The 24,164-nt window shown below is 63.9% G+C and carries 18 protein-coding genes and 1 tRNA gene; 6 read left to right on the plus strand and 13 right to left on the minus strand.

Features of this window, described 5'->3' with window-relative positions:
- Positions 1 to 493 (minus strand): cysteine peptidase family C39 domain-containing protein (locus RKP46_RS11905; RefSeq protein ID WP_311106836.1); only part of this gene is annotated, 493 nt, incomplete at its 3' end.
- 362 nt (positions 494 to 855) lie between these two features.
- Between RKP46_RS11905 and RKP46_RS11910 the strand changes: the two genes are divergently transcribed.
- Positions 856 to 2,058 carry a hypothetical protein gene (locus tag RKP46_RS11910; RefSeq protein ID WP_311106837.1) on the plus strand — a complete coding sequence of 401 codons (1,203 nt, stop codon included), beginning with the start codon at positions 856 to 858 and terminating at the stop codon, positions 2,056 to 2,058.
- Between the two features lie 117 nt (positions 2,059 to 2,175).
- Here the strand turns inward: RKP46_RS11910 and RKP46_RS11915 are convergent, their stop codons facing one another.
- The 9 genes from RKP46_RS11915 to glk all read right to left on the minus strand — a co-directional run bounded on the left by RKP46_RS11915 (position 2,176) and on the right by glk (position 15,324).
- Positions 2,176 to 3,060, minus strand: coding sequence for a PEP-CTERM sorting domain-containing protein (locus RKP46_RS11915; protein WP_311106838.1), 885 nt, complete (start codon positions 3,058 to 3,060; stop codon positions 2,176 to 2,178).
- A gap of 353 nt (positions 3,061 to 3,413) precedes the next feature.
- A tRNA-Ser gene (locus RKP46_RS11920) sits at positions 3,414 to 3,504 on the minus strand.
- A gap of 122 nt (positions 3,505 to 3,626) precedes the next feature.
- Positions 3,627 to 4,265: a 3-isopropylmalate dehydratase small subunit gene (leuD, locus tag RKP46_RS11925; protein WP_311106839.1), complete on the minus strand. Its 639-nt coding sequence runs from the start codon at positions 4,263 to 4,265 to the stop codon at positions 3,627 to 3,629.
- Positions 4,266 to 4,395: 130 nt separating this feature from the next.
- Complete coding sequence (gene leuC / locus RKP46_RS11930) at positions 4,396 to 5,829, minus strand: 3-isopropylmalate dehydratase large subunit (protein ID WP_311106840.1); 1,434 nt, start codon at positions 5,827 to 5,829, stop codon at positions 4,396 to 4,398.
- Positions 5,830 to 5,933: 104 nt separating this feature from the next.
- Entirely contained in the window at positions 5,934 to 7,499 is a 1,566-nt protein-coding gene (gene cimA, locus RKP46_RS11935; protein WP_311106841.1) for a citramalate synthase, read from the minus strand.
- A 142-nt stretch (positions 7,500 to 7,641) separates the two neighbouring features.
- The gene (gene glgX, locus RKP46_RS11940; RefSeq protein WP_311106842.1) at positions 7,642 to 9,657 is read right to left on the minus strand and encodes a glycogen debranching protein GlgX; all 2,016 of its coding nucleotides are present in this window, start codon (positions 9,655 to 9,657) and stop codon (positions 7,642 to 7,644) included.
- Positions 9,645 to 11,828 (minus strand): 1,4-alpha-glucan branching protein GlgB, encoded by a 2,184-nt coding sequence (gene glgB, locus RKP46_RS11945; RefSeq protein ID WP_311106843.1) that lies wholly within the window; start codon positions 11,826 to 11,828, stop codon positions 9,645 to 9,647. Before glgB ends, glgX begins: the two co-directional genes overlap by 13 nt.
- A gap of 15 nt (positions 11,829 to 11,843) precedes the next feature.
- Positions 11,844 to 14,291: a glycogen/starch/alpha-glucan phosphorylase gene (locus RKP46_RS11950; protein WP_311106844.1), complete on the minus strand. Its 2,448-nt coding sequence runs from the start codon at positions 14,289 to 14,291 to the stop codon at positions 11,844 to 11,846.
- Positions 14,292 to 14,313: 22 nt separating this feature from the next.
- Positions 14,314 to 15,324, minus strand: a complete 1,011-nt coding sequence (gene glk / locus RKP46_RS11955) for a glucokinase (RefSeq protein WP_311106845.1) — start codon at positions 15,322 to 15,324, stop codon at positions 14,314 to 14,316.
- Positions 15,325 to 15,483: 159 nt separating this feature from the next.
- Between glk and RKP46_RS11960 the strand changes: the two genes are divergently transcribed.
- The 3 genes from RKP46_RS11960 to rfbC are packed head-to-tail and all read left to right on the plus strand — an operon-like array spanning position 15,484 to position 18,344.
- Positions 15,484 to 16,890, plus strand: coding sequence for an FAD-binding oxidoreductase (locus RKP46_RS11960; RefSeq protein WP_311106846.1), 1,407 nt, complete (start codon positions 15,484 to 15,486; stop codon positions 16,888 to 16,890).
- A 27-nt stretch (positions 16,891 to 16,917) separates the two neighbouring features.
- Positions 16,918 to 17,802: a glucose-1-phosphate thymidylyltransferase RfbA gene (rfbA, locus tag RKP46_RS11965; protein WP_311106847.1), complete on the plus strand. Its 885-nt coding sequence runs from the start codon at positions 16,918 to 16,920 to the stop codon at positions 17,800 to 17,802.
- Positions 17,802 to 18,344 (plus strand): dTDP-4-dehydrorhamnose 3,5-epimerase, encoded by a 543-nt coding sequence (gene rfbC / locus RKP46_RS11970; protein WP_311106848.1) that lies wholly within the window; start codon positions 17,802 to 17,804, stop codon positions 18,342 to 18,344. The genes rfbA and rfbC overlap by 1 nt, the downstream gene beginning before the upstream one ends.
- 48 nt (positions 18,345 to 18,392) lie before the next feature.
- Here rfbC and RKP46_RS11975 read toward each other — a convergent pair whose 3' ends face one another.
- On the minus strand, positions 18,393 to 19,871 hold the full coding sequence (locus RKP46_RS11975) for a CHAD domain-containing protein (RefSeq protein WP_311106849.1): 1,479 nt from the start codon (positions 19,869 to 19,871) through the stop codon (positions 18,393 to 18,395).
- Positions 19,872 to 20,003: 132 nt separating this feature from the next.
- Positions 20,004 to 21,101: a potassium channel family protein gene (locus tag RKP46_RS11980; protein ID WP_311106850.1), complete on the minus strand. Its 1,098-nt coding sequence runs from the start codon at positions 21,099 to 21,101 to the stop codon at positions 20,004 to 20,006.
- Between the two features lie 283 nt (positions 21,102 to 21,384).
- Between RKP46_RS11980 and RKP46_RS11985 the strand changes: the two genes are divergently transcribed.
- Together RKP46_RS11985 and RKP46_RS11990 are read left to right on the plus strand one after the other, a co-directional pair.
- The gene (locus RKP46_RS11985; RefSeq protein ID WP_311106851.1) at positions 21,385 to 22,059 is read left to right on the plus strand and encodes a hypothetical protein; all 675 of its coding nucleotides are present in this window, start codon (positions 21,385 to 21,387) and stop codon (positions 22,057 to 22,059) included.
- 104 nt (positions 22,060 to 22,163) lie between these two features.
- Complete coding sequence (locus RKP46_RS11990; protein ID WP_311106852.1) at positions 22,164 to 23,651, plus strand: diguanylate cyclase; 1,488 nt, start codon at positions 22,164 to 22,166, stop codon at positions 23,649 to 23,651.
- Positions 23,652 to 23,718: 67 nt separating this feature from the next.
- Here the strand turns inward: RKP46_RS11990 and RKP46_RS11995 are convergent.
- Positions 23,719 to 24,164, minus strand: a 446-nt coding sequence (locus RKP46_RS11995; RefSeq protein ID WP_311106853.1) for an enoyl-CoA hydratase-related protein, incomplete at its 5' end; no start/stop codon positions are given.

Consider the following 24,164-nt stretch of genomic DNA (forward strand, 5'->3'; position numbering starts at 1 on the left):
CGTCGAAAGCAAAGCGCGGCCGGACAAAGGCGGCGATTCCGAGGTAACGCTCGCTTAGTTCGGCGCGCGCCAGACGGACTTCGCCCTGCCCACTCTCCGGGAACAGAAGCTGCGCCACTTCGCCCTTGTCGTCCCAGCCTAGCAGCACGCACGCCTGATCCTTGTCGAGCAGCAGGATGACCGGCAGCAGCGCACGGTCGATCTCTTCCAGCGCGCGCCGCACAAGCCGGCTTGACAGCCCGGCGCGCGCTGCCGCGCGCGCGAGCAGCGATGGCGTCAGGCAGCCGCCGACGAGCGGCAGGCCGGCCGTCAGGGCGGCGCGTGTGCTGGGTCGGCCATGCAGGCGTGTCAGCTCGACCAGGCAGGCGAGCAAAGGGTCGTGATGCAGAACGTCTTCGCGCAGATCGGGAACGTGCGGTCGGGTCGCGCCCGGCGCTGTCGGGGGCTCGTTGTTGTTTGGCAAGGTGAAGTCCACAGAGACGTTATCGGTCATCGGCGCGAATGCTTGAGGGGTTTTCCGAAACCGCCGGGTAGCTCGCGGCTGGACGGGTCCGTCCGGTGGCTATCCGCCACCCGGCTGCCGTCGGCGCCTGCCACGGCTTATGGTTTTGTCCTAATTCAACAGTCTAGCTCTTGCCGGGCAGCCTGTCGATGTGCCCCCTGGAAGGACGAGATGCGGCTGACTCGGGACTGTCGCGCTCGTCGCGCGAAGCCGCTCCCGCATGCTAGACTTGGCCGGTGCGGCGCTGCCCTGTGTCACAAAAGCCGGCGCGAGCGTCGACCGGCCGGCGCTGCAGCTTTCCGGCCGTCCCCGGCGGCGCGCACGCGCGTCGGTCAAGCATCTGCGAGGCGCAAATGGAATACATCAGAAACTTCCGTCTCTCCTTCACGGCACTGGCTTTCCTGCTGGCGCCTGCCACGGCTTTGGCAGACGGCCCGATCTGCAGCCGCAAGGCCTGTAGCGAAGACCCGGCACACGGGTGTTTTCGCCGGGTTGACGGCGACCTGCTGCAGTTCATGCGCTCCAATCCGGCAGGAAGTCTCGCCTGTTTGAGCGAGCAGCTTGCGCAAGGCGGTGAGACGCTGCGGCGCCTGAGCGAGTTCACGGGAATCATCGGCGCGGATGTCAAACCGGACAACGTCGACATCGTCGAGGACAAGGGTAGCTTGTACGTCGGTCTGATCGACCTCGACGACGGCGGACATGGCAGCTTTCTAGCCGATTTCCTTCACACCCTGAGCTATAACCACGTCTGGAACCCGGAAACGGTGCGCGTTCCGTTCAATCGGGCCGTCGAGGCCTACCAGCGCGGTCTGGCCGGGCACCAGCTGACCGGCGTTGGCTCGCTCAAGAATATTCTCGGCGACGCAACTGCAGGTGCGGCAGAATGCAAGGCCTTGCGCCGAAAAGCTCGCGACTGGGCAAAACCAGACGATGTCGGAAGCCGGGTGAAGCGGCAGTACAAAATCGATGGCAAGGCGCTCGAGCACGCGATGCACCGGCAGGAACTCGGCCAGATCGTCGCGCGCGGCGTGAAGCTCAAGGAGAGCGGGGGCAGCATGTGCCTACCCCGCTTCCTCTATCTGATCGCGAACGATGGCAAGGGAAAGAAGGGCGACAAATGCCGCGTCGTCGAATTCAAGGCACAAGGTATCCCGGCCGCTGCCGTTTTCGGCGCGGCTTCGGATCACGCGGCGCGGATCGACAAGCTGCTCGAGCATTACCGGCCGAATCGCAACCCAGGCACGCTACTCGAGGTGGTTCACGCGCCGAGCGGCACTTACTACCTCGAGCGCGTTTCGGCTGAAGCCCGCTTCGATGGCGCGGGCAAGCCGAAAAAGGCCGCCGACATCGCGCGTCAGCAAGCGTTTACGCTGCACATGCTGCATTGGTTGGGGAGCGCTCATAGACGCCAGAGCAGGCCGTACGCGGAGACTTTCGAGCGCGAGTTCCAGCGCGACTCGCCGGCGCTGCGCAAGCGGTTTCAGGACCTGATCGAAGCGCACGTTGTGGATATGGGCAGGCTTTCCCGACTCGGTACGCCGGGCTGTTTCTGAGCGGCAGGAGTCGCGCCGCGCCACCATTCGTCGGCGAGCAGCAACCGGCCGGCCGCTTGGCGCCGCCGCCGCATGCGGTCGCGCGGGGCTCGCCGCGCGCCGCTTACGACTCCGTCTCTACGCCTGCGCTGCGCGCTGCCGCCAGCCGAGCAGCGCCAATCCCATCAGGCTCAGTCCCAGACTGCCCGGCAAAGAAAGCACGCCCGGCGTCGCGTAGATGAAATCGTCCATCACGACGAAATCAATCTGCTCGTTGTCGCGCACCCCGTTGCTGACCAGGAAATTGTTCGGTGTCGTGATGCGCACCCGAGCGATGCGCTCGCCGGCGTTGGCGACGCCGCCGAGGAAGGATAATCCCTGGTTGCTCGCCGCGGCTACCGTCTGGCTGAAGATGCGTGCTCCCGCCGCATCGAAGAACTCCAGCGTCGTTGCATTGACTGAATTATTGTCCTCGACGTCTACGAAAATCGCGCCAAAGGCACTGGTCGTCGCCGCCGTCGGCGTACCGGGGACGAAGAAATTGATGTCGAGAATATTGCTGCCGACCTGCGCGAAAAGTTTTTGCGGGCTGAACGTCTGCAGGTCGTTCGGAAATCCGAACAAGGCTGCCGTGGTCGTGCTCCCGCTGGCACTGACCAGAAAACCGCTGCCTGGCGTGCTGAAGACGACACCGCGCGGCGAGTTGACGTTGAAGAAGTTTCCCGGTAGCAGATTCGGATCGGAGCGCCCATCCGGTACGCCGTCCCAGTTGATCTCGCGCCGCACGCCGCCGAAATCGCCATTCGCTGCGCCCGTCGTTCCGCCGCCGATGGCCGCGCGAAAATTATCGCGAGTTGGCGTTATGTCGGCTGGCGTCGGTCCTGCCGCACTGAAAGCGACGAAGCCGGCCAGTGCCTCGCCCGCCAGCCCGGCCAGCAGTGGCGCGCACAGCAGCGCCCAAGGCAGTCGCCGACCCTGCCTGACGGCTGTCCCGCGCTCATGGCAAATTTTTTTGTCACCCATTTCTTCTCTCCTCCACCGATTTTCAGGTCGAATCCCCGCCCGCATCGGCCGGGTGCCTGCGCAAAGCAGTGAGCTTCGCGCTAGTTCGGTCAGACCGCTGGCAACAGCGAAGGTTTCTTCGCGGGCAGCCAGGATCGCCCTCGCGTGGCACGGCTGGCTGGTGCCGAATCCGTCGTGTACTTTCTTCGACGACCGCGCGCCGCCACCAGAATAGAGCTCACGGCGAGGGGTAATCGCGCTGCGTGCAGTTCCGCTGGTCGGCCGGCTGTGCTACGTCAGTCAGTCCCTGCGCACAGCGATTCTCGATAGCCGACGGCCAGGCAACGGTTGCCGTTGCCGCGCTGCTGATTGCTTGGCGGAGAGAGCGGGATTCGAACCCGCGTTAGGATATTATCCTAAACACGCTTTCCAGGCGTGCGACTTAAACCACTCATCCATCTCTCCACGTGGCCGCGAGGATTCTAGCAGAAGGCCACCGGAACACCAAACGACGGGCGCAGGCCTCCGCCAGGCGCAGGCCCGCCGCACGCAGACTGTGCCCGGCGAGCGCCGGGCTCCAGACAAGCCTAACGGAACAGCCAAGGCACTTCGGCCCGCCGGCGAGCCTCGTAGTCCTTGATCGCCTGGGTGTGTTGCAGGGTCAGACCGATTTCGTCGAGGCCGTTGAGCAGGCGGTGTTTGCGCTCCTCATCGACGGCAAAGACGAGCGTTTCCCCTTGCGGCGTTCGCACGGTTTGCGCGGCGAGGTCGATCTCGAGGCGGTAGCCTTCGTGCTGCGCAGTTTCCGTGAACAGACGGTCGACGACTTCCGCCGCCAGAATGATCGGCAGGATCCCGTTCTTGAAGCAATTGCTGAAGAAGATGTCGGCGAAACTCGGCGCGATGATCGCGCGGAAGCCGTAGTCTTCGAGCGCCCACGGCGCGTGCTCGCGGCTCGACCCGCAACCGAAGTTTTCCCGTGCGAGGAGGATGCTGGCGCCCAGGTAACGCGGCTGGTTGAGAACAAAATCGGGATTGCGCGGTCGCTGTGCGCAGTCCATGTCTGGTTCGCCACGATCAAGATAGCGCCATTCGTCGAAAGCGTAAGGTCCAAAGCCAGCGCGCTTGATCGACTTGAGGAACTGTTTCGGAATGATCGCGTCGGTATCGACGTTGGCGCGGTCGAGTGGCGCGACCAGCCCATTGAGCTTGGTAAACGGTTTCATTGTCTGTCTTTCGGATGGTTGCCTGGGCGCTCCCGCTTCCCTGGGGTTCGCGCGCGCATGCTGTCACTAGCGGCGGTGGCGTGCGGCTGCCACAGGGCGCGACAGCCGCCAGGCGATGGTCGCGCGGCAGTCACGCAAGCTCCCCGTGAGCGAGTGCCCGCACGTCGACGAAATGCCCGAAGATGGCCGCCGCCGCGGCCATTGCCGGCGAGACCAGATGCGTTCGTCCGCCCTGACCCTGGCGTCCCTCGAAGTTGCGGTTGGATGTCGAGGCGCAGCGTTCTCCGGCTTCCAGCCGGTCGGCGTTCATCGCCAAACACATCGAACAGCCCGGTTCGCGCCATTCGAAACCGGCGGCGCGGAAGACCTGGTCGAGACCTTCCCGCTCTGCTTGCGCCTTGATCAGTCCGGATCCGGGGACGACGAGTGCCAGCTTGACGCCCTCGGCGACGCGTCGGCCGTGCGCTGTTGCCCAGCGCGCAACATCGGCCGCTTGGCGCAGATCCTCGATGCGCGAATTGGTGCACGAGCCAATGAACGCCTTGTCGATGGCAATCCGGCTGATCGGCGTACCGGCGGTCAACCCCATGTAGGCCAGCGCCCGCTGCCAATCAGCCTGCTTGACCGGGTTGGGCGCCTGTTCCGGGTCAGGCACGCAAGCGCCGACCGAGAGGACCATTTCGGGCGAGGTTCCCCAGGTCACTTGCGGTTCGATCGTCGTCGCGTCGAACTTGACGACGGCATCGAACTGCGCGTCGACGTCCGAATGCAGCGTCCGCCAGTAGGTAACCGCCTGTTCCCAGGCGTCCCCGGTTGGCGCTTGCGGGCGGCCGGCAAGGTAGGCGATCGTCTTCTCGTCGGCAGCGATCATTCCGGCACGCGCGCCAGCCTCGATCGCCATGTTGCAAAGCGTCATCCGCCCTTCCATCGAAAGCGCGCGGATCGCCTGTCCAGCGAACTCTACGGCGTAACCTGTACCGCCGGCGGTGCCGATGCGGCCGATGATCGCCAGTGCGAGATCCTTCGCCGTGACTCCCGTAGCAAGTTCGCCTTCAACCTTGATCAGCAAGGTTTTCGACTTGGTCTGCCAGAGGCATTGCGTCGCCAGCACCTGTTCGACTTCCGAGGTGCCGATGCCGAAAGCCAGGGCGGCGAAAGCCCCATGCGTGCTGGTGTGCGAGTCGCCGCAGACGAGCGTTGCGCCGGGCAGCGTGAACCCCTGCTCCGGGCCGATCACGTGCACGATCCCCTGGCGACTGTCGTCCATGCGGAACTCGTCCAGACCCCACTCTGCGCAGTTGGCGTCGAGCGTTTCCACCTGGGTACGCGCGATCGGATCGACGATACCGGCTGCGCGGTCGGTGGTCGGCACGTTATGGTCGGGCGTGGCGAGGATCGTTTTCGCCTGCCACGGCCGCCGGCCGGCAAGTCTGAGTCCTTCGAAGGCTTGCGGACTGGTGACTTCGTGCACCAGATGACGGTCGATATAAAGCAGCGTGCTGCCGTTGTCGTCCTGGTGGACAACATGCGCATCCCAGAGTTTGTCGTAGAGCGTGCGTGCCATGGCCGATGTACCAACACAAAAGCGTGTAGACTACCGCATTTCGCGGCGCTGATCGGCGTCAGGCAAAGCGGGTGGCGCCGAGATGAACCTCCGGCGGCGGGCGCTCAGTGCGCTTTGCGCAGACGGGCGATCGCGTATTCCATGCTGTCCGACAGAGCCCGCCAACTCGCCTCGATGATGTTTGCGTTGGCGCCGACCGTCGTCCACACCTCAGTGCCGCTCTGGAAATCGATCAGTACGCGCGTGTTGGCGGCCGTCCCGGCACTGCCACTGAGAATACGCACTTTGTAGTCGGCCAGACGCACACTGCGCAACACCGGGTAGTCCTCGACCAGCGCCGAATACAGTGCGCTGGCCAGCGCGTTGACCGGACCGTTGCCTTCGGCAGCGGTGAATTTCGTCGTCTCTCCGACTTTTACCTTGACCGTCGCCTCAGCCAGCAAGCCACGGCCATGCCGTCGCTCGGTGATGACGAAGTAATCGAGCAGTTCGAACGGACGGCGGTAGTCGGCGCGCAGGCGATGGAACATCAGCTCGACACTGGCTTCGGCAGCCTCGAAGGTAAAGCCCTCGTGCTCCAGCCGCTTGATCTGCGCGAGCACATGCTGCGCCGCGTCGTTGTCGAGGTTCAGCCCGAGTCGCCGTGCCTGCAACTGCAGATTGCCGCGCCCGGAGAGCTCGGAGGTAACCGAGCGCATCACGTTGCCAACCCGCTCCGGGTCGATGTGCTGATAGGTGTCCGGCGACTTGAGGATCGCCGCGACATGGATGCCGCCCTTGTGCGCGAAAGCCGAGTGGCCGGTGTAGGGCTGATGGTCGTCGTGCTTGAGATTGGCGACTTCGGCGACGAAGCGCGACAGCGTCGTCAGCTCGAGCAGGCGATCGTCGGGTAGTACCGGATAGCCCATCTTCAACTGCAGGTTGGGCAGAATGGTCACCAGGTCGGCATTGCCGACGCGTTCGCCGTAGCCGTTGATCGTGCCCTGTACCATTGTCGCCCCTGAGCGGACTGCCGCCAGCGAGTTGGCCACCGCACAGCCGGTATCGTTGTGGCAATGCACACCGATTCGCGCACCCGGCAGGCGCTTGACCACTTCCTGGGTAATCGTTTCCATTTCCCACGGCAGCTTGCCGCCGTTCGTTTCGCACAGCACCAGCCAGTCGGCTCCCGCCTCGGCGGCGGCGCGCAGCGTGGCCAGCGCATACTCGGAATTGGCCAGAAAACCGTCATAGAAGTGTTCGGCGTCAAAGATGACCTCGCGACCTTGCGCCTTCATCCAGGCAACGCTGTCGGCGATCATCGCCAGGTTTTCTTCACAGGTCGTCGACAGCACATGACTGACGTGATAGTCCCATGCCTTGCCGACCAGCGTCACCGCCGGAGTGCCGGCAACCACCAGTGCTTGCAGATTCGTATCGTCGGCGCACGGTTTATTGGCGTTGCGCGTTCGCCCGAAAGCGGCGAGGCGAACCGGAACGTTCAGTCGGTTGGCCCGGGCAAAGAACTCTGCATCCTTGGGATTCGAGCCCGGCCAGCCGCATTCGATGTAGTGCATGCCGAAAGCAGCCAAGCGGTTGACGATGCTCAGCTTGTCTTCAACGGAGAAGGAAATGTCTTCGCGTTGCGAGCCGTCGCGCAGTGTCGTGTCGTACAGAAAGATCGGGTTCATGGGCGGGCAGAAGGGGCAGGAAGAGCGGCGCGGGCCACGCGGCGGGATGACAGGCGGCGGTTCCCCACCGCCCTCCGGGCGCGCGCCGCAGGCTCGGCGGCTTCCGGCGCGGGCGCGAGTATCTCCGGCCCGAGCCGGTGTGTCAAGCTTGTTCCAGGGAGAGGAGCTGGACGCTGCGTGCGGGTACCACGCTTGTCTTCTCGTGCCGCGCCCCGGCGAACGGCTGCCGCGCGCTACTCTCGCAGAGCTGCAGCCAGGTGCCCTCCGGCAGGATGAAAGACACCGGAATCTCGTCGCGATTGAGCAGGCACAGCAGCGTGCGCGCGCCCGCGCCATCGGTGCTTCCCGGCTCGGCGCCGAGTTCGACCGCGAGAGAAGCGAGCTTGCGCGACTGCCAGTCGGCAACACGCATCGGGCGTCCAGCCGGATGCCACCAGACGACGTCAGGCTGGCCGGTCGCCGTCAGCTCACCGGTCAGCCAGTGCCGGCGGCGCAGTTGCGGCAGGCGCCGGCGCAGGTCGATCAGCCCGGCAACGTAATCGATCAGATCTCGATCCGCAGCCGACCAGTCGAGCCAGGTCAGTGGGCTGTCCTGACAGTAGGCGTTATTGTTGCCCGCCTGCGTCCGCCCCAGTTCGTCGCCGCTCTGCAACATTGGTACACCTTGCGCAATCAGCAAGGTGGCAAGCAAGGCCCGCTGCAGACGCCGACGGCGCTCGACGACCGCCTGATCCTGGGTTTCGCCCTCAACGCCGCAGTTCCAGGAGAAGTTGTGCGCGTGCCCGTCGCGGTTGTCCTCGCCGTTCAGCTCATTGTGCTTTGCCTGAAAGCAGACCAGATCACGCAAAGTAAAGCCGTCGTGCGAACAGACGTAATTGAGCCCTGCCTGCGGCGCGCGACCGGCCAGCCGGAAGAGTTCGCTGGAGCCGGCAAGGCGCTGCGCCAACTGTCCGACGCCAGCTTCACCGGTCAGCCAGAAAGCCCGCACATCATCGCGGAAGCGATCGTTCCACTCGCTCCAGCCGGGTAGAAAGCGGCCCAGACGATAGCCGTCCGGGCCGACGTCCCAGGGTTCGGCGATCAGCTTGACACGCTGCAACACGGGGTCCTGGCGGACTGCCGCGAGAAAGGCGCTGTCGCGCGTCAGCGCGGCCGCCAGATCGAAACGGAAGCCGTCGACATGCATCACCTCTACCCAGTAGCGCAGCGCGTCCATGACCAGTTGCAGGACGCGCGGATGGGCCAGATTGAGCGTGTTGCCGCAGCCGCTGAAATTCTCGTAGGCGGCGAGATCGTCGGGCGGCAACCGGTAGTAACTCAGGTTGTCGATACCCCGAAACGACAGCGTCGGCCCGTGGGCGTCAGTTTCAGCGGTGTGATTGAAGACAACGTCGAGAATGACTTCGAGGCCCGCCGCATGCAAGGAGCGAACCATTGTCTTGAACTCGTTGCACACTGACTGGCCGCCGACCTTTGCCGCGTAGCGCGCGGCGGGAGCAAAGAAGGCGAGCGAGTTGTAGCCCCAGTAGTTGACTCGCCCGGCGTCGAGCAGACGCTGCTCGTCGAGAAAGTGGTGCACCGGGAGCAGGTTGAGTGCGCTCACCCCGAGTTTTCGGAAATGCTCGATCATCACCGGCGAGGCGAGTCCCGCATAGGTCCCGCGTAGCGCTTCCGGCACGCCCGGATGCTGGCGGCTGACGCCCTTGACATGCACCTCGTAAAGCACCGTGTCCGCCCATGGAATTGCCGGCGGAGCGTCATCCCGCCAGGCAAACTCGTCGTCCGTGACGCATGCCTTGGCGCACAGGCGGGCATCGGCGGCGGCCGATGGAAGAAGCCCGTCTACGACTTCGCGTGCATAAGGATCGAGCAAGAAGCAGTGCGCGTCGAAACGGTGGCCATGCGCCGGCGAAAACGGGCCGTACACCCGGTAGGCGTAGCACAAGCCGGGCGCGGCGCCGGCCAGATAACCGTGCCAGACGTGGTCGCTGCACTCCGGCAGGAAGACGGTTTGCAGTTCGTCGCCAACGAACAGGCACAGCTCGACGCGCTCGGCATGCGCCGAGAAAAGCGCGAAATTGACCCCGGCCCCGTCCCACGACGCACCGAGCGGCCACGGCCGGCCGCTCTGCAATTGGCCGCTGATCAGACGCTCCATTCGAAGTACAGCGCGGCAAGTGGCGGTAAGGTCAGGTTGAGCGACCACTCGCGGCCGTGCGCCGACACCTTTTCGGCATGTAGCGGTTCTGCCCCGTTGCCGACATTGCTGCCACCATAATGGTGCGAATCGGTGTTCAGGCGCTCGCGGAAGATGCCGGGCGTCGGCACGCCGATGCGGTAGCCTTCACGGACGACTGGCGTGAAGTTGCCGACGTAGAGGATGGCGCGTGAGCGGTCGCGCGACCAGCGGATGAAGGCAAAAACCGACGTGTCGGCGTCGTCGGCAGCAACCCACTCGAAGCCTGCCGGTTCGAAATCGACCTGATGCAGCGCCGGGTTGTTGCGGTAGAGCTGGTTCAGATCACGGATCAGGCGCTGGACACCGGCATGCAGCGGGAACTCCAGGAGGTTCCAGTCGAGCGAAACGTCGTGGTTCCACTCGCTCCACTGGCCGATCTCGCCGCCCATGAAGAGCAGCTTCTTGCCCGGATGCGCCCACATGTAAGCGTACAGCGCGCGCAGGTTGGCGAATTTCTGCCAGTAGTCGCCAGCCATCTTGCTGAGCAGCGACCCCTTGCCATGCACGACCTCGTCGTGCGACAGCGGCAGGACAAAGTTCTCGGTGAACGCGTACATCATGCCGAAGCTGAGCTGGTTGTGGTGGTACTTGCGATGCACCGGGTCCTTCGTCATGTAGTCGAGAACGTCGTGCATCCAGCCCATGTTCCACTTGTAATGGAAGCCTAGACCACCCATTTCCGGCGGCCGGCTGACCATTGGCCAGGCGGTAGATTCTTCCGCGTGCGTGCTTGCCCCCGGATGCTCCTGGCCGAGGACCTCGTTCACCCGGCGGACAAAGGCTACCGCCTCGAGATTTTCGCGTCCGCCAAAGACGTTTGGAATCCATTGCCCTTCCGACCGGCTGTAGTCGCGGTACAGCATCGAGGCCACTGCGTCGACCCGCAGGCCGTCCACCCCGTACCGCTCTATCCAGAACAGTGCATTACCAATCAGATAGTTGCTGACCTCGCGTCGACCGTAGTTGTAGATGTAGGTCCCCCAATCCTGATGCATGCCTTCGCGCGGGTCGACGTGCTCGTAGAGCGCGTTGCCGTCGAAGCGGGCGAGCCCGTGCTCGTCGGTGGGGAAATGCGCGGGCACCCAGTCGACGATGACGCGCAAGCCTGCAGCGTGGCAGGCGCGGACGAAATCGCGGAAACCCGCCGGCGAGCCGTAACGCGCGGTTGGCGCATACAGGCCAAGCGGTTGATAGCCCCAGGAACCGTCAAAGGGATGTTCAGTGATCGGTAACAACTCGAGGTGGGTAAAACCCAGGTCGAGGACATAAGGTATGAGCGTCTCGGCCAGATGCTGCCAGTCGGGGTAGCCACCATCTTCCGGTCGCCGCCAGGAACTCAGGTGAACCTCGTAGATCGACATCGGAGCGTCGAGCTGATCACCCGCCGGAATCGTCGACGGTTCGACCGGCGCGGGCAGTGGACAAACGATCGACGCCGTCGACGGGCGCATTTCGGCCTGAAAGCCATAGGGGTCTGCCTTCAGCGGCAGCAGATGCCCACCGCGTGCGCGAATCTCATACTTGTAGCACGCTCCAGCGCCAACCCCCGGCAGGAAGATTTCCCACACCCCGCATTCGCGGCGCAGGCGCATCGGATGCCGCCGGCCATCCCAGGTATTGAAATCACCGACGACGCTGACGCGTTCGGCGTCCGGCGCCCACACGGCGAACGCCGTGCCGGCCACCCCGTCAATCTCGCACAGGTGTGCGCCCAGTCGTTCGAAGGGGCGCAGATGCGAGCCCTCGGCGAGCAGCCAGACGTCCATTTCGCCGAGCACCGTCCAGAAGCGATAGGGGTCGTCGGTTTCCTGCACACCGCTTTCCCATTCGATACGCAAGCGATAGGGGAAACTGTTGCGGCGGCGAGGAATGAAACCCTCGAAGAAGCCTTCCACTCCTTCGATCTGACGATGTTCAAGTACGGCAAGCTGCCGCCCGGTTTTTGCCTCGAGCACGGCAACCGAGCGGGCGCCGGGCTGCAGGCTGCGTACCCAAAGCTTGCCGTCGGCGTCCGTATGCATGCCGAGGACGGCATAGGGGTCCCCGTGTTGCGCCCGACAAAGGGCGATTATTTCTGCTGAATCAAGCATTTGAGACTTCCTTACCTAAGGGGTATTGAGATGCCAGGTGTCGTTGGCATAGTCGCGAATCGTTCGGTCAGCCGAGAATGGCCCCATCCCGGCGACATTGAGAATGGCTTTGCGCTGCCATTCTCGCGGCGTCAGATACAGCGTGTCCACGCGCTGCTGTGTCGCCACGTAGTCGGCGAAGTCGGCCAGCAGCAGATAATGGTCGCCATAGTGGAGCAGGCAGTTGAACACGTCGTGGTAGCGCGAGCGTTCGCCCGGTGAAAAGAAGCCGCTATCGATCAGGTCGAGGACTGCCTTGAGCGTCTCGTCGTTGCGATAGTAGTCCATCGGCTGGTAACCGCTTTGCCGCAGCGCATTGACCTGCGCCGTGTTGTTGCCGAAGATGAAGATGTTGTCAGCACCGACATTGTCGCGGATTTCGATGTTGGCGCCGTCTTCGGTACCGATCGTCAGTGCGCCGTTGAGCGAGAGTTTCATGTTGCCGGTGCCCGAGGCTTCGGTCCCGGCGGTCGAGATCTGTTCCGAAAGATTGGCCGCCGGCATGATCAGTTCGGCAACCGAAACCCCGTAGTTCGGAACGAAAACGACCTGCAGCAGGTCGCGCGTCATCGGGTCGTGGTTGACCACCGCAGCCACATCGTGGATCAGCCGGATGACCTGCTTCGCCATGTGGTACGACGACGCCGCCTTGCCGGCGAAGATCACACTGCGCGGCGCAAGACCAGCCGTCGCACCCGAGCGCAGCGCGTTATAGCGCGCAATGACGTGCAGCACGTTGAGCAACTGCCGCTTGTATTCATGAATGCGCTTGACCTGCACGTCGAAGAGGCTGTCCGGGTCGAGACTGACGCCGGTCTCGCGCGCAATATAGTTGGCCAGCTGCAGCTTGTTTTCCCGCTTCGCCGCCGCGAAAGCGGTGCAGAAACCGGCATCGTCAGCACCCTCCCGCAACCCCTGCAGGAGATCGAGATCGAGGCGCCACTTCTTCGTCGCCAGACGCTCGTCGATCAGTCGCGAGAGCGCCGGATTGGCCTGCGACAACCAGCGCCGTGGCGTCACGCCGTTCGTCTTGTTGTGGAAACGCTCCGGATACAGGCGCGCGAAATCGGCAAAGATGGTCTGCACCATGAGATCCGAATGGAGTTGCGACACGCCGTTGACCCGCTGGCTGCCGACGATGCACAGGTGTGCCATGCGTACCCGCTTGTCCTTCTCGTGTCCGCCGCCATCGTCGATCAGCGAGACGCGCCGCATCAGGTCGATGTCGCCAGGGTAGAGGCGCACGACTTCGTCGAGGAACTCCTGGTTGATGCGGTAGATGATCAGCAGATGGCGCGGCAAGACGCGATTGATCAGCGATACCTTCCAGGTCTCCAGCGCTTCCGGCATCAAGGTGTGGTTGGTGTAGGAGAAGATGCGCCGGCACTGGCTCCAGGCGTCATTCCAGGACATGCTGTGCTCGTCGACAAGCAGGCGCATCAGCTCGGCAACGCCGATTGCCGGGTGCGTGTCGTTCAGGTGAATGGCGATCTTTTCCGCCAGATTATCCAGCGTACCGTTCTCGGCCAGGTGACGAAAGAGTATGTCCTGCAACGAGGCAGAGACGAAGAAATACTCCTGGCGCAGGCGCAGCTCGCGTCCGGCCGACGTGCTGTCGTTCGGGTAGAGCACCCACGAGATGTTCTCGAACCGGTTCTTGAATTCGGCGGCGCGCTGGTAGTCGCCCGTGTTGAAGGCGCCGAGGTCGATCTCGGTCGGCGCAGCCGCCTTCCACAAGCGCAGCGTACTGATGCGCTCGGTGCCGTGACCCGGTATGACGTAGTCGAATGCCTTCGCTTCCACCGAATCGGCGGCGTGCCATTCGGCCCACTCGCCGTGATGTTCGGCCGTCCCGCCGAAGCGCACGGTATAGTGCTTGTTGGCGCGTGGAAACTCCCAGGGCGAACGATCCTGCAGCCAGGCCTCGGGCTTTTCCACCTGATGGCCATTGATGATCGACTGGGCGAACATGCCGTACTCGTAGCGCACGCCATAGCCCCAGGAGGGGAGACCCAGCGTTGCCATCGAGTCAAGAAAACAGGCGGCGAGGCGACCCAGGCCACCGTTGCCGAGCGCCGCGTCGGGTTCGCATTCCATCACTTCGCCGAGCGAAGGTCCCGGCCCGGAAAAGACCTGCGCTGCCGCATCACGCAGACCAAGCGCCGACAAGGCGTTGTTCATCGCGCGGCCGATGAGGAACTCCATCGAAAGGTAATACACGCGCCGCGCCTTGCTGGCGCGGTCGGCATTCTGTGTCTCTACCCAACGCTGCGCGAGCTGCTCGCGCGCGATTTGCGACAACGCCTGATAATAATCCGCCTTGCTCGCTCGCGAGGGCTCGGCCGCCACTGTGCGGACCAGTTTGCCGTCGATCTGCGAGCGCAGTTGTTCGCTATCGATCTGGGGTTGCGCGGATTCGGACATCAGCCAGGTACTCCAATAAAGTTCAAGAACAACCCTCGCTCTCGGCCAGGGCGTGAGCTGCGCCGAGCAGGGCCGGCGCCGGTGAAAGGACTACATAAGTCGGAATGGCTGCCAGATAGGCGGCAAAGCGGCCCTTGGCCGCGAAGCGCGAGCGAAAATCGGACCGATCAAAGAAATCCCCCAAGCGTGGAATGATACCACCGCCAAGATAGACGCCACCGCTCGCGCCAAGGGTCAGCGCGAGATTGCCGGCAAACGAGCCGAGCATCGCGCAGAAGGTGGACATTACCGCGCAGCACTGCTCGTCCGTTCCGGCGCGCGCACGAGCGACGAGTTCCGGATTCGGCAGCACCTCGTGCGGGCGGCCATCGACCTCGGCTACCAGGCGATTGAGCAGCGGCAAGCCGGAGCCGGAAAGCAGTCGCTCGGCCGAAACGTGACCGAACTCGCGCCAGGCAAGCGCAATGATCGCCGCTTCCCGCGCATCGGCTGCGGCGAGCGAACAGTGCCCGCCCTCGCCGCTGAGCGCCACCCAGCGCCCGTGCGCGCTGCACACTCCGGAGACGCCAAGCCCGGTCCCTGGACCAAGCACGGCCTTGGTCGCGCGCTCGATCGGCGCACCGCCACCTACCTGGCGGATGTCCGCCGCGGCCAGATGCGGCAGTGCCAGCGCCAGTGCGGCAAAGTCGTTGACCAGCAGGAGCCGGGCAAGGCCAAGTCGGCGTACGATCTCGGCGCGCGCAAATACCCAGGGCGCATTGGTCAGGCGGACGACTTGCTGATCGACCGGTGCGGCCAGCGCGATGGCTGCGGCGTGCAGAGGGGCGCCGCGCAACTCGTCGAGATACGCCTGAATCGCTTCGACCGGTCCGGCATGATCCTCAACGGCGAGAATTCGCAGATGTTGCGGTGCACCATCATCGTCGAGCAGCGCGAAACGGGCCCGTGTACCACCCACATCGGCCACCAGCATGGCCGGAGAACGCATCCCGGCGGTCGTCTTGGCATTCTCGGAAGCAGGCTGCGGTTGCAAGGCGCGATCTCCAGGAAGAAGCGGAATGGCGATGGCTGAATCTTCGCATCAATCGGGTCATTAATCAAAGACCCGTTGCGTACGCAGCGCGCTCGGCGATTGCCCGCCGGCGCCCGACGTGTTACGGTTCCCGCTCCTTTCGTCATCCGTTGGCCACCTGTGAAACGTGACAATCTGATTCGAAAACTTGTCGAGGTGGTCGGCGCCACGCACGTTCTGACCGGCGAGGACGCGATGTCGCCACACCTTGTGGATTGGCGCGGACGCTATCGAGGTTCAGCCATCTGCGTCGTCCAGCCAGGTAGTACGGCCGAAATCTCGGCAGTCGTTGCCACCTGTGCTCTGCACGGGGTAGCGATCGTTCCGCAGGGCGGTAACACCGGTCTGTGCGGTGCAGCTACGCCGAACCCGGACGGCGGCGCAGTCGTCGTCGGCCTCGCCCGAGTGAATCGCATCCGGAGCATCGATCCGGCGAACAATACGATGACCGTTGAAGCCGGCTGCCTGTTGCACGACGTCCGCGCTGCCGCTGCCGCTGCCCAGCGGCTGTTTCCCCTGTCGCTGGCGGCTGAAGGAAGCTGCCAGATCGGTGGCAATCTGTCGACCAATGCGGGCGGCGTCCAGGTGTTGCGTTACGGCAATGCGCGCGAGCTGACGCTCGGTCTCGAGGTCGTTTTGCCCAGCGGGGAAGTCTGGGACGGGCTGCGCGGCCTGCGCAAGAACAATACCGGCTATGACCTGAAGCAGCTGTTCATTGGCGCCGAAGGAACGCTCGGCATCATTACGGCTGCCGTGCTCAAGCTGTTTCCCCTACCCAGCGCAACGGCAACCGCTTGGCTGGCAGTCGCCTCACCGAGCGCGGCAGTGATCCTTCTTGGCCATCTGCAGGACCGGTTTGGCGCCGCGCTGACCGCCTGTGAGCTGATCTCGGAGACTGCACTGCACATCGTCCGCCGCCACGTGCGCACTGGTTCCGAGCTTCCCGCCAGCCCCTGGCACCTGCTGATCGAGTTGTCGAGCGGCGATGACGCGACCGCGATGCACGAGGCACTGACGTCGTTTCTCGCTGCGGCGAGCGACGACGGTCGGGTGGACGACGCCGTTCTGGCCCAAAGCAGCGAACAGGCCAGGGCGCTGTGGGCCCTGCGCGAGAACATCGGCGAAGCGGAGAGACGCGAGGGCCCCAGTATCAAGCACGATGTTTCGCTCCCCATATCTCTCGTGCCTGAATTCATCGCCCTTGCCGATCAGGCGCTTGGCGCAGCCTTTCCGGATCTGCGCAGCGTTACGTTCGGCCATATCGGCGACGGCAACCTGCACTACAACCAGTCGAAGGTCGACGCTGCCGATAACGCGGCGTTTCTCACCGCGCGACCGCAAGTCAACCGTATCGTGCATGATCTGGCTCACCGCCTGGGGGGCAGCATCAGTGCGGAACACGGTATTGGACAACTGAAGCGTGATGAGTTGCCGCGTTACAAGCAACCGCTCGAACTCGACCTGATGCGCGCGATCAAGCGTACAATCGACCCGCGCGGGCTGATGAATCCCGGCAAGTTACTGTGAACCGACAGAAAACCAAGGACGCCCTAGATGAAGCAGAGAAGAGGTATCGTTCTTGCCGGCGGCTCTGGCACCCGACTGCATCCGGCAACGCTGGCGCTGTCCAAGCAACTCCTCCCGGTCTATGACAAACCGATGGTCTATTATCCGCTCAGCACGCTGATGCTGGCTGGGATACGCGAGATTCTGATCATTTCAACACCGCAGGATACGCCGCGCTACCGCGAGTTGCTGGGCGACGGCGAGAAGTGGGGCGTCAGTCTGCACTACGCAGTCCAGCCCAGCCCCGACGGACTGGCGCAAGCCTTTCTGATTGGCGAGGATTTCCTTGCTGGCGGGGCGAGTGCCTTGATACTCGGCGACAATCTGTTTTACGGTAACGACCTGATCGCGCAACTGCGCGCCGCACATGCGCGGCACGAAGGTGCGACCGTGTTTGCCTACCCGGTCAACGACCCCGAGCGCTACGGCGTCGTTGAATTCGACGATCAAGGTCGGGCCGTCAGCCTCGAGGAAAAGCCCGTCCGTCCGAAGAGCCGCTACGCCGTCACCGGTCTCTATTTTTACGACGAGCGCGTGGTCGAGGTTGCCCGGCAACTGCGGCCGAGCCGCCGCGGCGAACTGGAAATCACCGATGTCAACCGGCAGTACCTCGCCTGGCAGGCACTCGAAGTAAAGGTCATGGGCCGGGGGAATGCCTGGCTCGATACGGGAACCCATGATAGCCTGATCGAAGCCAGCCTGTTCATTCAGACGATCGAGAAGCGGCAGGGGCTGAAGATTTCCTGTCCCGAGGAGATTGCCTGGCGCGCCGGCTGGATCGACCGGGCGCAGGTCGAAAGGCTGGCCGCGCCAATGGCGAAGAATGGCTACGGCCAGTATCTGCTGCGCATTATCGAAGAAAGGCTCTTCTGATGAAGATCACGGCAAGCGCCATCCCAGACGTTCTGCTGATCGAACCAAAGGTCTTCGGCGACCCGCGCGGTTTCTTTCTGGAGAGCTTCAACGCCAGAGTCTTCCAGGAAACGAGTGGATTGACCGTTACTTTCGTGCAGGACAACCAGTCGCGTTCGGCTGCCGGCGTCCTGCGCGGCTTGCACTATCAGATCAGGCAGCCGCAAGGCAAGCTCGTGCGCGTCGTGCGGGGCTGCGTGTTCGATGTGGCCGTCGATATGCGACGCCAGTCGCCGCAGTTCGGCCAATGGGTGGGCGTCGAACTGTCCGAAGACAACTACCGCCAGATGTGGATCCCTCCTGGCTTTGCGCACGGTTTTCTGGTCCTCTCGGAAAGCGCAGACTTTCTCTACAAGACCACGGATTACTACGATCCGGCGAGCGAGCGAACGCTCGCCTGGAACGATCCGACGGTCGGCATCGAATGGCCACTGCGCGGCGAGCCTCGCCTTTCGGCCAAGGATTTTGACGGTCAGCCATTGGCCGCCTGCGAAACTTTCTGAGCGTCCGGTCGCAGTTCCTGCGCCTTCGGAACCTTGCGCGACTCGGGTTCAGGGCGCAACCCAGGGAACCTCCTGCCGCTGGAACTCGGCCAGCAGCTGGCGCAATTCGGGCAGCAAGGACTCGGTCTGGGCGTTCAGCCAGGAACAGATCGATTCACCTTCGTTGCCGGGCAAGCTCTCGGCCGTCAACTGCGCGGCTACGGCCAGGTCGTTCAGATGGCCAAGCAGCTCCTGCAGGCGACTGGCCACCTGGTGATAGTTGCTGAGCGCTGGTCCGGCGAGTAAGGGACAGAAGAACTCAACGCCGTAGCGCAGTTGTTTGAACGCCACCCGCAAACGATGACGGGCGGCAGCATCGGCGGCGACGGCCACCGCTGCGCGTTCATCGACCCGCCGCGCACGTTTCTTCAGGCAGCGTGGAACGAAGGCAGCGAGCGCTCCGCTGTCCGCTTCCGAGAGGTCCACGAGAGCGGCTGAAAACTCGATCAGCAGGCGCGAATAGGCCGCCGCACGAAGCGTTTGCTGGGTATGCCGCCGGCTCTCGGCACACGCCGCGCGCGCGTTCGAGGTCAGACGGTCGAGCGTGGGCTGGTCCGGGAAAGCGGCAGCAATCAGTGGCAAGGTTTCGGCGACAAAGACGTCCCAGTTGCGCGTCTCGCCCAGCCTGCTCGCCAGTTGCTGCCACAGCGGGTCGAAGGTGGCGACAAACGTTTCTGGCAGGAGCGGCTCCCACAGACGAATCGCCGAGCGCAGACGGCGAATGGCCACCCGTGCCTGGTGGACGAACTCCGGCTCAGTGCTTGTGCAAACGCCTATCTCGTTGTTCTGCAGGTGGTTGAGGCAGGCCTGCGCGATCAGGCGGAAGGCGGCGATCGCCGACATGCCAGCGCTGGTCGGCACTGGCAAGGCCTTGCTCGCTGCCAGCGGCAGATTGGCGAGCAGGCGGTAAGCGCGCTCCGATTTGCTGCTCGCTTCCGGATGCAGATGCAATCCAGCCTGCAAGGCGCGCGCAATGTCGAAAAGTCCGTTCAGCGGGCCGGCCAGCAATTCGATCTCGACTTCGCAGATCGCCTGCTTCTGGTCACCAGCCTCGATCCAGCCACGGTCGAGCGCGACCTCGCAGCGGCCGCCGCCGGGAGCGTCAAGCACCCAGCTCTTGCGCCAGAAGCGCGTGGTGAACAGGGGCTGCAGTTGGTCACGAGCGGCTTCCAGCGAACTGCGCACGCGTTCGTCGTCGACCTGGGAAAAGTCGAATCGCCCGCGTTGACCTGGTACTTCCCACTCGCCGCGCTGCGCCAGGCCGGCGCTGACCAAGGCCACCGTCTTGACGCTCAGCAACCAGTCCTGCCCCTTGCGGCGATGGCGCACGACGACCCGCTCGCGCTGCAGGCGCCGGTCTGGCGTATCGTAGTAGATGTTGACCAGGAGCACCCTCTTTGACTCGCTGCTCAACAGCAAAGGGTGTCGCGAGAACCGACTCGCGGCGCGCGGTGACAAAGAAAGCTTGATCTCTGTTTCGGTTGCCATGCAGAACCCCCCCTGCGGGGAAGCACGCGCGTTCCCCGAATACCGTCTGAATGCCCTCTTGTTTTCTTCCACTTTGCAGCCGGCCTGCGCGTCCCCTGCGCCGCTGCCGGCAACCCGCCAGAGACTCCTGGCCTAGCCCATCTTCTCGATCAGGTGTGCTTTTAATTGCGCTCGCCCGGATGGGTTGGCCAGCGCAATAATCGTGTTGCCCGCCTGGATCACGTGGTCCACTTTCGGATTGAAGACCCAAGCGCCGTCTTCCTCGCGTACGGCAAGCAGGATGTAGTCCGGGCTGCGCAGACGCATCTGGCCAACCGGCGTTGGCGGGAAAGTGGCCGGAACCGGTACCTCCTCGACGCGTACATTCTTGTCCGAGCGCATCATTTCATCAAGGAAGCTGACCACATGCGGGCGCACCATTGCCGAGGCCAGGCGCATGCCGCCCGTAAAGTCCGGCGAAACCACGACATCCGCGCCCGCCTTGCGCATTTTTTCGACGTTGCGCAGTTCCTGTGCGCGCGCCACGATGCGCAGGTTCGGATTGAGCTGCCGAGCGGTGATGATGATCATCAGATTGCGTGAATCATCGCCAGTCACGGCAAACAGGCCGCGCGCATCTTCGATGTCGCTCGCCTCCAGGAGATCGTCATCGGAAGCATCGCCCTGCAGATAGAGCAGGCCGGGATACTTGTCGAGGTTCTCCTCAAAACGCTCTTCGGCAATGTCGATGGCGACAAAATGCCGACCGGTATTGTGCAACTCGCGGCCGATGCTGCGTCCGACTCGGCCAAAGCCGCAAATGATGAAATGATGCTTGAGCTTGTGGATGCGTTTCTCCATCCGTCGTCTCCGAAGGGAATAATCCAGGTCCTTCTCGAGGAAGAACACGGACAGGCTGGTGAACAGAAAGGTCAGCGCACCCAGGCCGGAAATGGCGATGATACCGGCAAACAGCCGGTCCTCAAGCGAGTGAAGGGGAATGATCTCGCCATAGCCGACGGTCGAGATCGTGATCAGGGTCATGTACAGGGCGTCGGACCAATCGGCGCGTTCGTCGGCAATCAGGTAGAAGCCGCTGGCGCCGATGGCGATCAGGGCAACGACGCCCACCCCCGCCCAGGCAATGCGTACGACGATGCGCTGCAACTGTGCAGAGACCCGCAAGTCGGATTCCTGCAGGCGGCGCATGTGGCGGGCACGCCGCGGATCGCGTTCCGGGCCTTCAGTCATGCCGGTGGGCAGGGCCAAGGGGGGGAAGGTGGGTCACGGGCAGAATGGCAGTGGACAAGAACAAGAACCTGTGGCAGGAACCAAACGTGTCATTCTTACGAGATTCGCATAAACGGCGCTCCATGTCTACGATCCTGGCGGCTGCGCGCGACGCAATGCCCGTCGCCGGTCGGCAAGCAGCGGCAAGGTTTCGCCGTCTGGCGCGGCCGGCGATAATCAGGCACGATGGCAGACGTAAGACCCAGCCAAGCTCCTCTCATCCCTGTCGATCCAGCCAACCACCATGCCAGACAAGCCCTTCGCCAAGAAAATGGTCGATTCGCGCACCGGCCATCGAATCGCCGAAAGCATCCTCGACTACGTCGGTCACGCTCCGCCCAGCGCGGAACGGCCCAGCCCCAGTCCAGCGGTGCGGGCGCAAGCAATAGCGCACGCGGCCGCGCGCCAGGCGGCGGTCACCGCCAGCAGCCTCACCTTGCCGCCCGGACCGCTCGGCTGGATGACGCTCCTCCCCGAACTGCGCACACTGTGGAAGCTGCAGACGCAGATGGTCGCCGACATTGCAGCTACCTATGGCAAGACGCACGAGCTCAGTCGCGAGGAAATGCTGTACTGCCTTTTCCGGCATACCGACGCACGCGTCGTGCGTGACCTGGTGACGCAGATCGGCCGGCGTTTCGTCGTCCAGCGTGCCTCGCGTCCGAAGTTTCGGGCGGTGGCGATGAAGATCGGCCTGCATATCTCGCAACGCGTGATCGGTCGCGGAATCGCCCGCTGGATACCGGTCTTCGGCGCTCTCGGCGCCGGCGCCTACGCTTACTTCGACACCAGCAAGGTGGCGGCGACGGCCATCGAGTTGTTCACCGGGGTAATCGACGTACACATGGACGACGGTGCGGACGACGGTGGCGCAACGGTTGACAAAGCACCGGGCAGAGGCAAGCCTGGCGCCGACTGAACGACGGCCACCGGAGGCATCGGTGGGCAGCGTTCGGCACGGGGCGGCGGGCTGCTACAATGACGATGCGGGTAATCTCCCTCGACGGGCGGACGACGACAGCGATGAACACCGGTGATAATCTCGATAACTGGGTGCGACCACGGACGGTTGTGCTGCTGACCCTGGTGCTGCTCGCAGCGCTGTGGACGGCCGTCCTTCTCTCTGCCGTGGCCGATCGCCAGGACAGCCTGACGGCAGCCAGCGAGGCGCTGCAGCGGACGAATCGGGCGATCGAGGAGCAGACCAGACTGCAGATGCGCCTCGCGGACCTTGCTCTGGCCGCCGGACAGGCGTGGCTGGACGAACATTCGGCTGCGGACCCGTGGCGCAGTCCCGCTTTCCACACTTTGCGCGAGCGCCTGTGGACAGCCACCGACTCGGCGGTCGAGATTCTCCTGCTGACTACCGACGGCAGCGTCTTCACGGCCAGCGGAGAGCCACGGGCGGAGATCGCTGCCGCGCTCGCCGAGAGCAAGTTCAGCGACCTCGTTCAGCAGGCCCAGACGACCGCACTGGTCAGCGGAACACCGCTGCGTCTAGGTTCGGCTACTCCGCCTCGTCTGCCGATCGCACGTCGCCTGGAGAATCCGGGCGTCAACGGGTACACGCTGTTTGCGCTGCTTGACCTGTCCAGGCTGGCCGCAGGTTACGACGCGCAGCGCCAGAAACCGGGCGGCTCGATCGCCCTTCTGCGCCGTGATGGTACGCTGCTCGCTGGCGCGCCGTTCGACGCACGGCGAGTCGGGCTGCTGCACGCCGACCCGCGGGCAAGCGACGAGGGGCAGGCGGGCCAGCCGGAAGCAGCGCCAGCGCCTGCCGCGCCCGCCGCGTTCGCCGACGACGACGCCGGCCAGTTTTCACTGCAGTCCCACATGCCGGATTTTGGCTGGCTGATCGTTGGCACGGTCGATCGCGCCGACGCCCTGGCGCCCTGGTTCCGGCATACCATCTGGGTCGTCCTCCTGGCGCTTGGAATGACTATCCCGCTCGCGGTCGTCGCCTATCGCTCGTTACAGCTCTTGCGCGTTGTCGCCCGACATGAAGCCCAGTTGCAGCACCTGGCGACGACCGACCGGCTGACCGGTACCTTTACCCGCCAGCATTTCGTCGAGATATTGCGCGAGGAACTGGCGCATGCTGGCCGGCGCCAGCACGCGCTGACCGTCGTCTCTTTCGACATCGACTTCTTCAGGCGAATCAACGACGGCTATGGCCATGACGTGGGCGACCAGGTACTGATCGCCTTCGCCAAGGTGGCGAAAGGGGGGTTGCGCGACGTCGACGTCCTGGGTCGGGTGAGCTCCGGCCAGTTCTCGATCCTGCTCCCCAATGCCGACGTGCACGCCGCCACTGTGGTGGCCGAGCGCATCCGTCGCGGTGTCGCCGCGATCTCGATTGCGACCGAAGACGGCAGCGTTCAGTTCACCGTGAGTGCCGGAATGAGCGCCGCGCGTCCGGGCGATCGGTCGGTCGACGAGCTCCTGAAGCGGGTCGATCAGGCGCTGCATGAGGCCGTTGCCGCCGGCCACGATCGCATTGCGATTGTCTGACCACGCTGCGCCGCTTGCCGGCGAGTGTCTGCTGGCGGCGCCCGGCCATCCCTCGCCGGGCGGGGCGTCAACGGCCTTGCCAGACGGCTTGCCGTTTGCCGACAAAGGCATCGATTCCCTCGCCGGCATCTTCGCTCATCATGTTGCAGGCCATCACTTCGCCGGCGTATTGGTAGGCCGCCTCGAGACCCATTTCGAGCTGCTTGTAGAACATCTGCTTGCCCATGGCGATGGCCAATGGCGACTTGCCGATAAGCGCCGCAGCCAGCCGCGCGATTTCTTCGTCGAGCGCTGTGCCGGGAACCACGCGGTTGACCAAGCCTTGCTGCTGCGCCGTCTGCGCGTCGATGAAATCGCCGGTGAACAACATCTCGAGCGCCTGTTTGCGGCCAAGGTTGCGCGACAGACCCACCGCCGGAGTGGCACAGAACAAGCCGACATTGATTCCCGAGGTCGCGAAGCGGGCAACGTCCGCCGCCACCGCCAGGTCGCACATCGAGACCAGTTGACAAC

The organism is Accumulibacter sp. (assembly GCF_031732815.1).
Lineage (GTDB): Bacteria > Pseudomonadota > Gammaproteobacteria > Burkholderiales > Rhodocyclaceae > Accumulibacter.

Bases quoted from the DNA above. Each gene is read 5' to 3' on its own strand.
- RKP46_RS11980 (WP_311106850.1), bottom strand. From the start codon at position 21,101: ATGACTGAAGGCCCGGAACGCGATCCGCGGCGTGCCCGCCACATGCGC.
- leuD (WP_311106839.1), bottom strand. From the start codon at position 4,265: ATGAAACCGTTTACCAAGCTCAATGGGCTGGTCGCGCCACTCGACCGC.
- RKP46_RS11990 (WP_311106852.1), top strand. From the start codon at position 22,164: ATGAACACCGGTGATAATCTCGATAACTGGGTGCGACCACGGACGGTT.
- glgB (WP_311106843.1), bottom strand. From the start codon at position 11,828: ATGCTTGATTCAGCAGAAATAATCGCCCTTTGTCGGGCGCAACACGGG.
- RKP46_RS11975 (WP_311106849.1), bottom strand. From the start codon at position 19,871: ATGGCAACCGAAACAGAGATCAAGCTTTCTTTGTCACCGCGCGCCGCG.
- cimA (WP_311106841.1), bottom strand. From the start codon at position 7,499: ATGAACCCGATCTTTCTGTACGACACGACACTGCGCGACGGCTCGCAA.
- glgX (WP_311106842.1), bottom strand. From the start codon at position 9,657: ATGGAGCGTCTGATCAGCGGCCAATTGCAGAGCGGCCGGCCGTGGCCG.
- rfbC (WP_311106848.1), top strand. From the start codon at position 17,802: ATGAAGATCACGGCAAGCGCCATCCCAGACGTTCTGCTGATCGAACCA.
- leuC (WP_311106840.1), bottom strand. From the start codon at position 5,829: ATGGCACGCACGCTCTACGACAAACTCTGGGATGCGCATGTTGTCCAC.
- rfbA (WP_311106847.1), top strand. From the start codon at position 16,918: ATGAAGCAGAGAAGAGGTATCGTTCTTGCCGGCGGCTCTGGCACCCGA.
- RKP46_RS11985 (WP_311106851.1), top strand. From the start codon at position 21,385: ATGCCAGACAAGCCCTTCGCCAAGAAAATGGTCGATTCGCGCACCGGC.
- RKP46_RS11950 (WP_311106844.1), bottom strand. From the start codon at position 14,291: ATGTCCGAATCCGCGCAACCCCAGATCGATAGCGAACAACTGCGCTCG.
- RKP46_RS11915 (WP_311106838.1), bottom strand. From the start codon at position 3,060: ATGGGTGACAAAAAAATTTGCCATGAGCGCGGGACAGCCGTCAGGCAG.
- RKP46_RS11910 (WP_311106837.1), top strand. From the start codon at position 856: ATGGAATACATCAGAAACTTCCGTCTCTCCTTCACGGCACTGGCTTTC.